The sequence below is a fragment of the Nakamurella sp. PAMC28650 genome (assembly GCF_014303395.1).
Lineage (GTDB): Bacteria > Actinomycetota > Actinomycetes > Mycobacteriales > Nakamurellaceae > Nakamurella.
Genome location: NZ_CP060298.1, coordinates 3902191 through 3917557, shown reverse-complemented (window position 1 = coordinate 3917557; position 15367 = coordinate 3902191). Strand labels below are relative to the sequence as shown.

12 protein-coding genes are annotated in these 15367 nt (G+C 70.5%); 10 read left to right on the top strand and 2 right to left on the bottom strand.

Going from position 1 to position 15367, the window contains the following annotated elements; all coding sequences use genetic code 11:
- Positions 1-14 precede the first annotated feature (14 nt).
- Positions 15-995 carry an EamA family transporter gene (locus tag H7F38_RS17620; protein ID WP_187091052.1) on the bottom strand — a complete coding sequence of 327 codons (981 nt, stop codon included), beginning with the start codon at positions 993-995 and terminating at the stop codon, positions 15-17.
- A 77-nt stretch (positions 996-1072) separates the two neighbouring features.
- Here H7F38_RS17620 and H7F38_RS17615 point away from each other — a divergent pair, with 77 nt between their 5' ends.
- From H7F38_RS17615 to H7F38_RS17600, 4 genes are all read left to right on the top strand, one after another.
- Positions 1073-1618 (top strand): CGNR zinc finger domain-containing protein, encoded by a 546-nt coding sequence (locus tag H7F38_RS17615; protein ID WP_187091051.1) that lies wholly within the window; start codon positions 1073-1075, stop codon positions 1616-1618.
- A gap of 365 nt (positions 1619-1983) precedes the next feature.
- Positions 1984-4494, top strand: coding sequence for a DNA translocase FtsK (locus H7F38_RS17610; protein WP_255498043.1), 2511 nt, complete (start codon positions 1984-1986; stop codon positions 4492-4494).
- A gap of 54 nt (positions 4495-4548) precedes the next feature.
- Positions 4549-6147 (top strand): protease pro-enzyme activation domain-containing protein, encoded by a 1599-nt coding sequence (locus tag H7F38_RS17605; RefSeq protein WP_187091049.1) that lies wholly within the window; start codon positions 4549-4551, stop codon positions 6145-6147.
- 11 nt (positions 6148-6158) lie between these two features.
- Complete coding sequence (locus H7F38_RS17600; protein ID WP_187091048.1) at positions 6159-6812, top strand: maleylpyruvate isomerase N-terminal domain-containing protein; 654 nt, start codon at positions 6159-6161, stop codon at positions 6810-6812.
- A 39-nt stretch (positions 6813-6851) separates the two neighbouring features.
- Here the strand turns inward: H7F38_RS17600 and H7F38_RS17595 are convergent, their stop codons facing one another.
- Entirely contained in the window at positions 6852-8243 is a 1392-nt protein-coding gene (locus H7F38_RS17595) for a PLP-dependent aminotransferase family protein (protein WP_187091047.1), read from the bottom strand.
- A gap of 91 nt (positions 8244-8334) precedes the next feature.
- On the opposite strand from H7F38_RS17595, the gene pdxS reads away from it, so the two are divergent.
- From pdxS to H7F38_RS17565, 6 genes are all read left to right on the top strand, one after another.
- Positions 8335-9183: a pyridoxal 5'-phosphate synthase lyase subunit PdxS gene (gene pdxS / locus H7F38_RS17590; protein WP_370531386.1), complete on the top strand. Its 849-nt coding sequence runs from the start codon at positions 8335-8337 to the stop codon at positions 9181-9183.
- Complete coding sequence (pdxT, locus tag H7F38_RS17585; protein ID WP_187091045.1) at positions 9180-9779, top strand: pyridoxal 5'-phosphate synthase glutaminase subunit PdxT; 600 nt, start codon at positions 9180-9182, stop codon at positions 9777-9779. The genes pdxS and pdxT overlap by 4 nt, the downstream gene beginning before the upstream one ends.
- 154 nt (positions 9780-9933) lie before the next feature.
- Positions 9934-10380, top strand: coding sequence for a hypothetical protein (locus tag H7F38_RS17580; protein ID WP_187091044.1), 447 nt, complete (start codon positions 9934-9936; stop codon positions 10378-10380).
- 247 nt (positions 10381-10627) lie between these two features.
- Positions 10628-11653, top strand: a complete 1026-nt coding sequence (locus tag H7F38_RS17575) for a 3-oxoacyl-ACP synthase III (protein WP_187091043.1) — start codon at positions 10628-10630, stop codon at positions 11651-11653.
- Positions 11650-14301, top strand: coding sequence for an alpha/beta fold hydrolase (locus tag H7F38_RS17570; RefSeq protein WP_187091042.1), 2652 nt, complete (start codon positions 11650-11652; stop codon positions 14299-14301). The genes H7F38_RS17575 and H7F38_RS17570 overlap by 4 nt, the downstream gene beginning before the upstream one ends.
- Positions 14298-15263 (top strand): NAD(P)-dependent oxidoreductase, encoded by a 966-nt coding sequence (locus H7F38_RS17565; RefSeq protein WP_187091041.1) that lies wholly within the window; start codon positions 14298-14300, stop codon positions 15261-15263. The genes H7F38_RS17570 and H7F38_RS17565 overlap by 4 nt, the downstream gene beginning before the upstream one ends.
- Positions 15264-15367 lie beyond the last annotated feature (104 nt).

The window sequence follows — 15367 nt, the reverse complement described above, 5'->3', positions numbered from 1 at the left end:
GGCGCGGTCGGTGGTCAGCTCCGCTGCTGGGCCAGCACCGCTCCGAGCAGAAGCAGCCCGCCGCCGGCGATCTCGAGCGGTGAGAGGTGTTCGCCGAGCAGGATCCAGGCGGTGACGGAGGCGACGATGACCTCGACGGTGGCGACCACGGAGGCGACCGGGGCGGGAAGGTGGGCCAGGGCGGCCAGGCCGGTGACGTAGGCCAGTACGGTGCCGACCAGGACGACGACCAGCATCAGCGTCCAGATCGGCACACCGACGCCGACCAGCACCGTCGTCCGCCCGAGAACGGCGAAGGGGAACGACCACCACGGGGCCACGACGGCCAGCCCGATCGCGGCCGCCGTGGCCGCGTAGGCGGAGAGCGGCAGCGCGGGCAGTCGGTCCCCGACGGATTCGGCCAGCAGGAAGTAGGCGGCCAGTGCGATGGCTGCGCAGAGTGCCGCCGTCACCCCGATGGCGTCCAGGGTGAAGCCGGCCCACGGCTTCGCGATCAGGGTCAGCCCGAGCAGGGCAGCCAGGATGCCCAGCCAGGTGCCGCGATGTTGGGGCCGCCGCTGCACCAGCAGGGCGTAGAGGGCGACCAGGGCGGGCCCGAGATATTCGATGAGCAGCGCGATCCCGACCGGCATCCGGCTGATGGCGATGAAATACAGCACCTGCACGCCGACGAAGGCCAGCAACCCGTAGGCCAGCACGATACCGACCAACCGACGGGTCCAGACGATCCCCGGCCCGGCCGCTCCGGATCCGGAGCGGCGGCGGATCGAGACGATCAGCAGCAGCACGATCGCGGCGCCGGTGATCCGGAACTGGGCCAACCGCAGCGGCGAGAGGATCCCGTCGGAAGCGACCATGGCGGCCTTCCCGCAGACGCCGGCCGACCCGAAGGCGAATGCGGAGACGACCGCCAGCGGCAGACCTCTGGCGCGCGAACGGGTTCGACCACCGGGCGACTGCTCGGCGATCACGCATTCTGTCTGGTTCGCGGCCATCCGGACGACCTTTTCGTCATGAGCTATTGATATGTTGACTCCTGACGCTAGGTCAGCCTCTGTCAGGAGTCAACTGGATGTTCGCCTATGACACGGAGTCATCGCTGGTCGCCGCGGCGGCCTTGGTGAACACCGGGTCCCGTGGCCGGGAGCTGTTGCCGGACGAGGAGGCGCTCGTGGCATTCCTGGACCGGCACCGGTATACCGGGCGCCGCGACGGCACCGAGGACGAGCTCGGCCAGGTCCGACAGCTGCGCGGCCGGTTGCGGCCCGCCTGGACCGGCGACATCGAGGCGGTGGTCGCGCTCTCCAACGCCCTGCTCGCCGATGCGCACGCCCTGCCCTGGCTCGCCGACCACGACGGCCTCGATTGGCATCTTCACCTGACCACCCCGGAAGCGGCGCTGGTGGATCGGATCGCGGCGGAGAGCGCGATGGCGCTGGCCGATCTCATCCGTCTGGGGGCGCTCGATCGACTGGGGGTGTGCGCCGCCCCCGGCTGCGACGCCGTGCTGGTGGACCTGACGCGCAACCGCTCGCGCAGGTTCTGCGACACCGGAAACTGCGGCAACCGTCAACACGTGGCCGCCTACCGCGCCCGGCGGGGGCAGGCGAGCCACTGAGCCGCGGTGGGGCACACCCCGGTGTGGCAACTGGGACAGGAGTGACTGCAGCGACTACCGTGACCCCCATGGCCGGAAAGACTTCTGCTTCACCGCGTCCGCGTCCGGGGAGCGACAGCTCGTCGGCGACGCCGCGGGTCCGCTCGCGCGCCGGCCGGACACCGGATGCCAAGACCCCGGTCGTCAAGGCGAAGGCGTCGTCCGCTGCGTCCGGCGCATCACGATCGTCGGGATCCAGGAGGTCAGGGTCGCCCTCGACGGCCAGGACGGCGAAGCCGACCACCGGTGCGAAAACGAGCGCCCGCAGCACGGCCACGAGACGGCCGACAGCCCCGGGCAAGGCGGGTCCATCGATACCCGGCCGCATGATGCGTGGTCTGGGCCGCGGCGTCGGCGCGCTCTGGCGGCTGATCGCACGGGGAGTGGGAAGCATGGTCAGAGCAGTGGGTCGCAGTGCCGTCGCCGCCCGCGACATCGACGCTGCGCACCGGCGTGACGGGCTCGCACTGGGTCTGGTCGCGCTGGCACTCATCTGCGCGATCGGCTCGTGGTTCCACGCGGCCGGCCCCGTTGGCCATGTCGTCGATCAGGCCGTCCGGGTGCTCTTCGGGGCTCCGGGGGTCGTACTGCCCGTCCTGCTCGCGGCGGCCGCTGTCGTGCTGATGCGCACGCAGGGCGATCGCGAACATCGCACCCGTCGGGTCTTCGGTGGGTTCGCCGTCACCCTGGCGGTGACCGGGGTCTTCGAGGTCTTCCACGCCGCGGATCTCCGGGGCCTGCCCGATTCCTGGTCGGGCCGCAGATCGGCCGGCGGGGCCCTTGGCTGGTTGCTGGGTCAACCTCTCTACTCCGGTGTCACGACGCCGCCGGCCGTCCTCCTGCTGGTGCTGCTGGGCGTGTTCGGCCTGCTGCTGCTCACCGGAACCGCCCTGCGCGACATCCCGTCGGCCGTCGTCCGCGGCACGGCCTGGCTGCGGGGCGACCGAGCACCTTCGGATGGCAAGGAGGTGGCCGGCGCCCGTTCCGGAGGGTTCGACGACGACGGATTCACCGACGGCGATCTGGCGGACGACTACCGCGTCGGCGGCCAGGTCGAGCTGGCCGAGGACGTCGATCTCGCTGCGACCACCCGGCTGCGCCGGCCGTCCAAACGACGGCAGGCGGCCGACAGTGCCGTCGCCGACCTGACGAACCCGACCATGCCGCTGCCGGGGGTGATGGACCCCGCGTCCGTCGGGGCGATGACGACCGACGGTCTGGGCGCGCCCGCCGCCGAGGTCACCTCCCGGCTGCGGCCGCGCGTGATCAAGCCGGCCGTGCAGGAGTCGCCTGCCCCGGTTCCGGTGGCGGAGCCGACCCAGCTCACCCTGGACAGCGCGGTCGACGGCACGTATCAGCTGCCCCCGACCACCATCCTCAAACTCGGCGCGCCTCCCAAGCAGCAGACGGCGGCCAACAACGAGGTCATCGAACGGATCTCCCGGGTGCTGGCCGAGTTCAAGATCGACGCCGCCGTCACCGGCTTCACCAGAGGCCCGACGGTGACCCGCTACGAGGTGTCGGTCGGTCCCGGGGTCAAGGTCGAGGCGATCACCCGGCTGACCCGCAACATCGCCTATGCCGTGGCCTCCGAACACGTCCGGTTGCTCGCGCCGATCCCCGGCAAGTCCGCCGTCGGCATCGAGGTGCCCAACACCGATCGCGAGATGGTCCGGCTGGGCGACGTCCTGGCGGACCCGGAGTCCCGCCGTGATCAGCATCCGTTGGTGATCGGCCTGGGCAAGGACGTGGAGGGCAAGTTCGTCAGCGCGAACCTGGCCAAGACCCCCCACCTGCTGGTGGCCGGTGCGACCGGCTCGGGCAAGTCGTCGTTCGTCAACTCCATGCTGGTCTCGCTGTTGCAGCGGGCCAGCCCGGCCGAGGTGCGGATGGTCCTGATCGACCCCAAGATGGTCGAACTCACCCCCTACGAGGGCATCCCGCACCTCATCACGCCGATCATCACCAACCCCAAGAAGGCGGCCGCCGCCCTGGCCTGGCTGGTCGAGGAGATGGAGCAGCGCTACACCGACATGCTGGCCCACGGGGTCCGTCACGTGGACGATTTCAACCGCAAGGTGAGGTCGGGGGAGATCTCGACGCCGCCCGGTTCCGAACGTGTCTACCGGCCCTATCCCTACATCCTGGGCATCATCGACGAGCTCGCCGACCTGATGATGACCGCGCCCCGGGACGTCGAGGATGCGATCGTCCGGATCACCCAGAAGGCCAGGGCGGCCGGCATCCATCTGGTGCTGGCCACCCAGCGGCCGTCGGTCGACGTCGTCACGGGACTGATCAAGACCAACGTCCCGTCCCGGCTGGCCTTCGCCACCTCGTCGCTCACCGACTCGAGGGTCATCCTCGACCAGCCGGGTGCCGAGAAGCTCAGTGGCATGGGAGACGGTCTGTACCTGCCGATGGGTGTGCGCAACGCGATCCGGATCCAGGGCGCCTACGTCAGCGACGAGGAGATCGCCGAGGTGGTCGCCTTCGCCAAGACGCAGGCCGAACCCGAGTACGCCGAGAACGTCACCGTGCCCAAGCCCGACCCGTCCAAGAACGTCGACCCCGACATCGGCGGCGATCTGGACGAACTGATCGAGGCCATCAACCTGGTGGTCACCTCCCAGCTCGGCTCGACCTCGATGTTGCAGCGCAAGCTCAGGGTCGGTTTCGCCAAGGCCGGACGGCTGATGGACCTGATGGAGACGCGCGGCATCGTCGGACCGTCCGAGGGCTCGAAGGCCCGCGAGGTGCTGGTCCGGCCGGATGAACTCGACTCGATCCTGATGACGCTCACCGGCGGGACCGAGGGTGTTCCGGAAGAAATCTGACCGCAGATGTGCCGGTGATGTATCAGTGTCGGTGGTCCGGTGCACCATGGGGACATGGCCAACGAACACGATTCCGTCCCCGCCGTTCCCTCCGGAAGCTCTGCCCGGCGCGCCGTTCCGGGCAGCGAACGGGCACCGCTGCCCGGTGCCCGGGTGGTCGGCGCCGTCTCCGGCGACGAGCAGATCCAGGTGACGGTGGTGCTGCGTCGTCGGGCCGAGCTCCCGGAGGATCTGGCCGGGCCGATCGACCGGGCCGAGCTGGCGGACAAGTACGGGGCGGACCCCGCCGACGTGGCTGCGGTCACCGAGGCCGTGGTCGTCGCGGGTGCGACGGTCCTCTCCGCGGACGCGGCGTCCCGGCGGGTCATCGTGTCCGGTTCCGCGTCGGTCCTCGAGGCCCTGTTCGGGACCCAGCTGGCCATTGCCGAGGCCGCCGACCGGGTGACCGGCAAGGAGATGCAGTACCGGGCCCGCGAGGGAGCGCTGACGGTGCCCGCGGCCGTCGCCGAGGCGGTCACGGCAGTGCTGGGCCTGGACAACCGACCTCAGGCCAGGACCAGGGTGCAGGTGGCTGCCGCCGCAGCGGCATCGGTCAGCTACTCGCCGCTGGACCTCGGCCGGATCTACAGGTTCCCGGCCGGTACGGACGGCACCGGGCAGACGATTGCGATCGTTGAGCTCGGCGGGGGCTTCGGCCAGGCCGACCTGGACAGCTACTTCGGCGGGCTGGGCATCACCGGCCCGACGGTGACGGCGGTGGGTGTCGACGGAGCGACGAACGTCGCAGGCCAGGATCCGCAGGGCGCCGATGGCGAAGTACTGCTGGACATCGAGGTGGTCGGCGCGCTGGCACCGGGGTCGCAGGTGCTGGTCTATTTCGCGCCGAACACGGATGCCGGTTTCCTGGACGCGGTCTCGAACGCCGCGCACGCCACGCCCACCCCCGCTGCGATCAGCATCAGCTGGGGTCAGAGCGAGGACGCGTGGACGGCGCAGGCCCGCAACGCGATGGACTCGGCGTTCGCCGACGCTGCGGCCCTGGGCGTCACCGTCACCGCCGCGGCGGGCGACGACGGCAGCACCGACCGCGCCACGGACAACCTGGCGCACTGCGACTTCCCGGCGTCCAGTCCGCACGCGCTGGCCTGCGGCGGCACCAGCCTGCGCGCCAGCGCCGCCGACGGGACGGTGTCCAGCGAGACGGTCTGGAACAACGGGGTCGGGCGCGGCGCCACCGGTGGTGGGGTGAGCGACTCGTTCGCGCAGCCCACCTGGCAGTCCGGTGCCGGCGTACCGGTCAGGGCCGACGGGCGGACCGGCCGCGGGGTACCGGACGTGTCCGGCGATGCGGACCCGCAGACCGGGTACGACGTGCTGATCGACGGCACCAGGTCGGTGATCGGCGGCACCAGCGCCGTGGCCCCGCTCTGGGCCGCACTGGCGGCCCGTCTGGCGCAGGCGCTGGGCAAGCCGCTCGGACTGCTGCAGCCGAAGCTCTACCAGGGGGTGGCCGCCGGCGTGGTGCAGCCCGGGTTCCGGGACATCACCCAGGGCAACAACGGTGCGTACCAGGCCGGTGCGGGATGGGATCCGTGCACGGGGCTCGGAGTGCCGGACGGTGACGCACTGCTGGCGGTGCTCAGGGGGAACTAGGATTTGCAACCGTGACGCTCACCTTCGCTGGAACCCTCGACCACGACGCCGTCGGTGCCGCCGTCGGCCGGCTCACCGACCTGGTCGGGTCGGCCGAGGTGGCGGACGCGTGGGGCCGGGAGTCGGCGCTCCCGGGTATGACCGTCGGTGGGCTCGCGCGTCACCTGGTCAGCCAGCCGCAGTGTGCGGTCGAGTTCCTCACCACGCCCGGCCCGCCCGACGCCCGGGTGCTGACCCTGGTCGGACACTACGAGCGCGTGGACTGGTGGCGCGCGCCGGTCGGCGCCCCCGAGAACACCTCCATTCGCGACGACTTCAACCAGATGGGCTCGGCCGGGCGCAACGAATCGGTCGGGGTGCTGGCGTGGTCGCGCGAGCAATTGGGGGCCGCGATCGCTGCGGCCGGACCGACGACGTACGTGCCCTGGCAGGATTGCGCGCTGCCGACCGACGACTTCCTCGTGGTGCGTCTGATGGAGATCGTCGTGCACGCCGACGACCTGGCCTGCAGCGTCGGCCTGGCGACCCCCGCGTTCGGCCCGGAGGTGCTCGAGCCGGTGCTCGCGCTCCTGGCGGCACTGTCCGCGCAGCGTCGCGGGCAGGACTCGGTGCTGCGCACCCTCAGCCGGCACGAGCGGTCAGCCGGGTCCATCTCGGCATTCTGACGGTCACTCCGGCTGCGCCCCACCTTCCGAACGGACAGCTCAGTCGGAGACGGCCTCCACCGCAGACCTCAGGCGGGACACCGCCGGCGGGATCAGGTCCGGCGCGAGGTTGGCGAAGGAGAGCCTCAGGTGCGGTGCCCGGCGCTCGCCCACGCTGTAGTGGCGGCCGGGGGCCACTGCGACGCCGTGGTCGTGGGCGCTGCGGACGACGTCCTGCTCCGTCAGGGTCGACGGCAGTGCGAGCCAGAGGCTCAGACCACCCTGCGGCGGCGTGAACGTGCATGCCGGCAGCATTCTGCGCAGTTCGCCGACCATGACGTTCGACCTGGCCCGGAGCGCCACCCCGGTGCGACGGACGTGTTGCGACCACGCGGGGGCGCTGACCACGTCCACAGCTGCGTGCTGCAGCGGGCCCGTGACGAAGAAGTCGTCGACCATCCTCTGTGCGGCCAACCGCCCGGCCACGGGTCCACGTGCCGCGATGGCACCGATGCGCAGACCGGGAGCGCCCGCCTTGGTGAGGGAGCAGACCGTGATGACGTGGCCGTGCTGGTCGTCCCGGATCAGCGGGGCCGGTGCCGGATCACCATGTCCGAGCCAACGGGCCCAATCGTCCTCCACCACGAAAAGCCCGTGGCGCTGGGCAATCTCGAGGATCTCGCTCCGCCGCGACGTCTGGAGGACGCTGCCGTCCGGGTTCGCGAAGGTGGGTTGCAGGTAGAGCAACCGGGAGCGGGTGCGCTCCAGTGCCCGCTCCAGCAACTCCGGGCGGATCCCACCGTCGTCACCGGGGACCGGGACCGGGATCAGCCCTGCGCTGCGGGCGATGGCCAGCGCACCCGGATAGGTGGGCGTGGCGAACAGAATCGGCTCGCCGGCGGGCACCAGGGCCCGGAAGATGGTCGACAACGCCGATTGGGTACCGGGGGTCACGATCACGTCGTCGTTGCCCACGCCGATCTGCTGGGCGAACCAGGACCGCAGCTCCGGCAGCCCGAGAGGGGGCGGCGGGTCCCAGACCCCGGGGCGGCGCGCCGCCCGCGCCAGAGCGGGGGACAGGCGCAGGTCACCTCCGAGCGCAGCGTCCGGATAACCGACGGCCATCGGCAGGATTTCGGTGCCGCCCGCGCGGAGCGCATCGTCCAGACCAGTGGTGTCGACCTGGTCCGCCCGGAGCGTGACGTCCTGCCAGCTCGTGTCGGCGTCGACCGGCTCGACCGGAACGGCGGCGACGTAGGTCCCGGCGCCGGGGCGCGTGGTGATGGTTCCATCTGCGCTCAGCACGGTGAGCGCGAGCTGCACGGTGGTGGCACTGACGCCGAGCCGGCGTACCAGTTCCCGCGTGCTCGGCAGCTTGGCGCCGGGCGGTGCCCCGGCCGCGCCGGCCACGATCTGTCGCGTCACGCGCTCGACACTGCTATCGTTGGACATGAGACCTGATGATAGCGCTACCCATTCCGACGCACATGCGCTACCCCGCCCGGAGGAACGCGCCACCGGCGGCGAGAGCGTCCGCCGCGGGATGGCCGAGATGCTCAGGGGCGGCGTGATCATGGACGTCGTCACCGCAGAGCAGGCCAGGATCGCCGAGGACGCCGGTGCCGTCGCAGTGATGGCGCTGGAACGGGTGCCGGCCGACATCCGTGCCCAGGGCGGCGTTTCGCGGATGAGTGATCCCGACATGATCGACTCCATCATCGCGGCCGTCTCGATCCCGGTGATGGCCAAGGTCAGGATCGGGCACTTCGTCGAGGCGCAGGTGCTCCAGTCGCTGGGTGTCGACTTCATCGACGAATCAGAGGTCCTCACCCCCGCCGACTACGCCCACCACATCGACAAGCGTTTGTTCACCGTGCCTTTCGTCTGCGGGGCCACCAACCTCGGTGAAGCGCTCCGTCGCATCTCCGAAGGTGCCTCGATGATCAGGTCCAAGGGCGAAGCCGGTACCGGCGACGTCTCCAACGCAACGACGCACATGCGCCGGATCAACGGCGAGATCCGCCGGTTGAGCAGCCTCGCGCCGGACGAGTTGTACGCCGCGGCCAAGGAATTGCAGGCCCCGTTCGACCTGGTCTCCGAGGTGGCAGCTGCCGGCGCGCTACCGGTCGTGCTGTTCACCGCCGGGGGGATCGCCACACCGGCCGACGCCGCCATGATGATGCAGCTGGGGGCGCAGGGCGTGTTCGTCGGATCCGGCATCTTCAAGTCGGGCAACCCGGCCGCGCGCGCCGAGGCGATCGTCAGCGCCACCACCTTCTTCGACGATCCGTCCGTCATCGCCAAGGTGTCCCGCGGGCTCGGGGAGGCCATGGTCGGCATCAACGTCGACGACATCCCGGTCCCGCACCGGCTCGCCGAACGCGGCTGGTGAAAACTCCTGCCCCGCTGGTAGGAGTGCTCGCCCTCCAGGGCGGCGTCGAACCACACCTGCGGGCTCTGGCGGAACTGGGGGCGCGGACGCGCCGGGTCCGCCGGACCTCCGAACTCGACGACCTGGACGGGATAGTCATCCCGGGCGGCGAGTCGACGACGATCCTGCGACTGCTCGACGTGTTCGAACTCCGAGCTGCGCTGGCTGATCGAATGGCCGGCGGGCTGGCGGTCTACGGATCCTGCGCCGGCATGGTGGTCCTGGCCAAGGAGGTGATCGACGGGCGTCCTGACCAGGTACCTCTCGGCGCGATCGACGCCACCGTGCGCCGCAACGCCTTCGGTCGTCAGCGGGAGTCCTTCGAATGTGATCTGGACGTCGCCGGACTGGCCGGGCCGCCACTGCACGCGAACTTCATCCGTGCACCCCGGCTGGAGCGGGTCGGGCCAGGGGTCCAGGTGCTGGCCCGCATCGACGGCCAGGTCGTGGCCGCCCGCCAGAACCGGGTACTGGTGACCTCGTTCCACCCCGAGGTCACCGCGGATCCGCGGGTGCATGCCCTGTTCCTGGCCATGACCCGCGAACGCTCGTCGTAGCCGACTGGCGTCCGTTTCCAGCGCCCGCCGCGCTTTTCCAGCGCCCGTCACTATGCAGCCGGCTCTCCGTCTTGCATCGTTTCGGAAAGGGGGGAGCGGCACCGAGGGAGTAGACAGACGGGTGGTGACCGGTCACCAGCCAAGAGGAGGCCTGATGGAACCGGAGACGATGGGCGCAAAGCTGCACGAGTTCTCCGAGCGTCAGCGTGACGGCCAGGCCCTGACGGCCTCCGAACTGGAGGGGCTTCTGGAACAGCTGCACGGTCTGGCGTCCGACGTGCACGGTCTGCCCCACGGTGACCAGCAGGCCAGCACGGCCAAGATCGACGAACTCCGGAAGCAGTACACGGACTGGTACGACGCGGCCGTGGAGCAGGAGAGGACCTCCCGTCCGGTGCAGACCCTTCCCGCGCTGGAGGACGAGTACTGCGAGTACCGGGAGCAGTGGCTCGAGGCCGAGGCCGACGCCGATCGTCGCAGTGCCCTCGAGGCCGAGATCATCGACTGCCTGGCCCGGGTCGACGCCAAACCCGACAGCGACCAGGTGGCGTCCCGGATTCGATCCTTCCTGACGGACGAGGCCGGTCTGGAGGGCTTCTGACCGCCGTCTCGTCTCCCGCGTGCAGCTCGGACGAGGTCAGGTGGGCGTTCGGTCTGCAGGTGCGCTGCGATAGATACATCACATCGCATTGACGTTCCGTGTCGAGGGTTACGGGTAAATTGAGAAGCTAGCCCACTTGTGTTCGCCGCCCGCTGTCATGAGCTCTCGGTATCGGTGGGGACAGATGACGCACAGGATCGTTCGCGGGTAGCGGATCGGCTGGTGTGCAGCCGCGAGAAGGGTTTCCATGGGCCGCAATGCCATTCACCGGTTCGGCAACACGTCGGTGCTCTCCGTCTGTGCCATCGAGGCGCCAAGAGTCATCACCTCGGCGGAGATCGACGAGCGCCTGAGCGCGGTCTACCAGCGGGTAGGTCTGCGGGCGGGCATGTTCGAGCGGCTGGCCGGCATCTCCGAACGTCGATGGTGGGATCGCGGGACCTCCTTTGCCGACGGCGCCGCGATGGCCGGGGCGAAGGCGATGGCAGAGGCCGGCATCCAGCCGCGGGACATCGGTCTGATGATCAACACCTCGGTGAGCCGCGCCCACCTGGAACCGTCCACGGCGGCCGGTGTGCACCATGCGCTGAACCTGCCGACCTCCTGCATGAACCTCGACGTCACCAACGCCTGTCTGGGTTTCGTCAACGGCATGCAGCTGGCCGCGGCGATGCTGGAAAACGGCCAGATCGACTACGCGCTGGTCGTCAACGGCGAGGATGCGCAGGAGATCCACGAAGCGACCATCGCCCGCCTGCACCACGGCGGCGGGGACGCGAAGCAGGTCTTCAGCCAGTTCGCCTCGCTGACTCTCGGGTCCGGCGCGGCGGCCATGGTGCTCGGACGCAGCGACGCGCATCCCGAAGGTCATCGATTCCTGGGCGGGGCGACCCGGGCGAGCACGGAACACAATCAGCTCTGCGTGGGCGACATGGACGACATGCGTACCGACAGTGCCGGCCTGATGAACGCCGGGTTGGCGCTGACCAAGAGCCTCTGGACGGAGTCCGCCGCCGACTTCGGCTGGGATCGCGGGATGGACCGCTACGTCATGCACCAGGTCAGCAACGTGCACACCAAGGCCATCAGCAAACTGCTGGATCTGGACCCGGAGAAGATCCCGATCACCTTCCCGACCCGGGGCAACCTGGGGCCCGCCGCCATCCCGTTCACCCTTGCCGGGATCAGCGGTGAACTGGCCGAGGGTGAACGCGTGCTGCTGATGGGGATCGGGTCGGGGCTCAACGCCTCCCTCTCCGAGATCCTCTGGTGAATCGGCGGTTCTCCGAGTCTGCGTCGAAGCCGCCGCCGGGACTCCCGGGTCTCGATCCGTCCTGGTCGCGACTGGTGTCGGCGGCTGACCAGGATGGCGTCCAACGAACCTTCCACGTCCTGGATTCCTGGGCGGATCGCGCTCCCGAGGACGAACCGGAACTCACCCTGCTCTGCGTGCACGGAAATCCGACCTGGAGCTACCTGTGGCGCCGTCTGCTGGCGGCCGCGCCGGCGCAGTGGCGGGTGGTCGCCCCGGATCATCTGGGCATGGGCTACTCCGAGAGAATCGATCGGCCGCGCGTGCTGGCGCAGCGGATCCAGGACCTCGGACGCCTGACCGCGGCGATGTCCATCACCGGTCCGGTGGTGACCGTTGCGCACGACTGGGGCGGGATCATCTCCCTGGGCTGGGCCCAGCTCCACCGCGCACAGCTGCGCGGCATCGTGCTGACCAATACGGCGGTGCATCTGCCGGAGACCTCCCGTGGCCCGGTGCTGATCCGGATGGCCCACGTCCGCTGGCTCAACCGGCTGGCCTGCCACTGGACGCCGCTGTTCGTCCGGACGACCACGTCGCTGACCTGGCCACGCCTTCCCGAGGCGGTGCGGGACGCCTTCGCCGCGCCTTACGGCACCCGCGCCCGACGCGCTGCCGTCGCCGACTTCGTACTCGACATCCCTTTTGCCGCTGAGCATCCGAGCCACCAGGCCGTCGAGGCCATCGCCTCGGCCATGCCCGCGATGGACGTCCCCGCGTTGCTTCTCTGGGGTCCACGTGATCCGGTCTTCGGCGAGATCTTCCTGCGTGACATCCAGGAGCGCCTGCCGCAGTCCGTGCTGCACCGCTTCGAGAAGGCCAGCCATCTGGTGCCCGAGGATGCGCCCGGTCATGCAGATGCCGTGCTCGACTGGGTCGGGCAGCTCGCGTCGGTGTCCGCCCCGGAGGAATCCGCCCTGACCGACGGCGCTGTGACCGGTGCGTCGGCCGTGGGTGGCGCGGCGTTCGGTGGTGCGGCGTTCGGTGGTGCGCCGGGAGATGCTGCCGCAGCCGGTGTCTCGGCGTTGGCCGCCCTGGACGAGCGTGCGGGTGACCTCGGGGTCGCAGTCGACGAGGTGGGTGGCGCGAGCATCTCCTGGGCCCAGCTGCACGCGCGGGTGTCTTCCATCGGCGCCGGCATGGCGGCGGCCGGTATCGGTCCGGGCGTCAGGGTGGCGCTGCTGGTGCCGCCGTCCATCGAGCTGACCGTGGCGCTCTACGCCGTCTGGCGCGCGGGCGGCGTGATCGTGGTGGCCGATCGCGGGCTCGGCCTCCGGGGCATGGGACGGGCACTGCGCAGTGCCCGGATCGACTTCCTGATCGCCGATCGCGCAGGACTGGTGGCGTCCCGTCCGATGCGGCTGCCGGGTGCTCGAATCGCGGTCCGGGACATGTCCACCGCGATGATGGCGCGGACCGGCGTGGAATTCTGCCTGCCCGGGCTCGGTCGCTCCGGTGCCGGGCTCGACGTTCCGGCGGAGTCGGCTCCCGGCGACGAGGCGGCCGTGCTGTTCACCTCGGGTGCTACCGGTCCGGCCAAGGGCGTGCTCTACCGGCAGCGCCAGGTCCGGGCCCAGTTGGACCTGGTGACCAAGGCCTACGCGTTGACGTCCGCCGATCGGCTGGTGGCCGCCTTCGCTCCGTTCGCGCTGTTCGGCCCCGCGCTCGGAATCCGTTCCGCAGTACCGGATGTCGACGTCACCAAACCGAGCACCCTGACCGCGGCCGCCCTTGCGGACGCGGCCGTCGCGGTGGGGGCCACCGTCGTGTTCGCGTCGCCCGCCGCCCTGCGCAACGTGCTGTCCACCGCTGGAGCGTTGACGGCGGCGCACCGAACGGCGCTGGGCCGCATCCGCCTGCTGGCCAGTTTCGGCGCCCCGATACCTCCCCATCTGCTGCGGGAACTGGGCGCGCTGATGCCCTCCGCCTCGATGCACACCCCGTACGGGATGACGGAAGCCTTTCCACTGACCGATATCTCGCTCGCCCAGATCGAAGCGGCCGGTCACGGCGACGGCGTGTGCGTCGGCCGTGCGTTGCCGGGTGTGGAGCTGCAGATCGCGCCATTGGGGCCGGACGGCACGCCATCCGGCCGATTCTCCGGGGGGCCGGGGATCAGCGGAGAGGTCTGGGCGCTGGCACCGCACCTGCGTGACCGCTACGACACCCTGTGGTTGCAGAACCGGGCCGCCGCAGCGCATCCCGGGTGGCATCGAACCGGGGACGTCGGGTATCTCGACGACGACGGGCGTCTGTGGATCCAGGGGCGGCTCGAGCACGTCATCAGCACCGCTGACGGCCCCGTGACGCCGGTCGGCATCGAGCAGCGGGTCGAGTCCCGCCTCAAGGCGTTGGCGCCCGAGGACGATCGCGGAGTCGCCACCGTGGGGGTCGGCCCGGCCGGGATCCAGCAGGTGGTGGTCGTCGTCACCGGTGGGGGCGGTCCGTTGGCCCCGGCGGCGCTGACCGACACGGTGCGATCTGCGTCCGGTACCCGGATCGCCGCCGTGCTGGTGACGAAGGCCCTACCGCTGGACATCCGCCACAACTCCAAGATCGATCGCACTGCGGTCGCCGCCTGGGCGAGTCGGGTGCTGGCCGGCGGATGAGGGTCCTGCTGACCGGCGCCGGCGGCATGATGGGCGGTGCCACCGCGCAGGCTCTCGCCGCCCGCGGCGACGACGTCACGGTGCTGCAGCGCCGCCCGGCCCGTCTGGGTCTTCGCGAGGTGCTCGGCGACATCGCAGATCTCGACGTGGTGCGTCGAGCGGCGCGGGGACAGGACGTGGTGGTGCACGCGGCGGCCAAGGTCGACGTCTTCGGACGTTGGGCCGACTTCCGGCGGACCAACGTGGAAGGCACGGCCTGCGTGGTGGAGGCCTGCCGCGCCGAGGGGGTGGGCCGACTGGTCAACGTCTCGTCCCCGTCGGTGGCCCATGCGGGGCACGCGCTGATCGGGGTCGGCGCCGGTCCCGCCGATCCCGGGGCCGCCCGGGGTGACTACGCGCGCTCGAAGGCGATGGCCGAGGAACTGGCGCTGGCCGCCGACCGGCCGGATCTTGCCGTCCTGTGCATCCGTCCGCACCTGGTGTGGGGCGCTGCGGACAGCCAACTCGTCCAGCCCGTCATCGAGCGGGCACGGGCCGGCCGGCTGCCGTTGATCGGCGACGGGACGGCGTTGGTGGACACCACCTACGTCGACAACGCGGTCGGCGCCCTGTTGGCCGCCGTCGACGCCTGCGGCCCGGTGCACGGCCAGTCGTTCGTCGTGACGAACGGGGAGCCGCGGCCGGTCGGCGAGATCATCCGGCGGGTGTGCAGGGCCGCCGGTGTGGCGGGCCCCCGCGGTCGGTTGCCACTCGGCCTCGCCGTCGGGGCCGGGGCGGCCGTCGAGAGCCTCTGGCGGCTGACGGGTCGTACCGGTCGACCGCCGATGACCAGGTTCCTCGCCGAGCAACTCGGCACCGCCCACTGGTTCGACCAGCGCCGGACCCGTGAAGCATTGAGCTGGACCCCGCTCGTCGATCTGGAGCAGGGCTTCGAGTTGTTGCGCCAAGGCCTCCAGCCCTGACCCCTCCCCACCTGCCCCCTCCCCGGCATGGATCAACTTCGCACGCATGGACGAAAGTGACGACTCCTGTCACTCCAGTCCCAAATGGAGGATGTTGATCCATG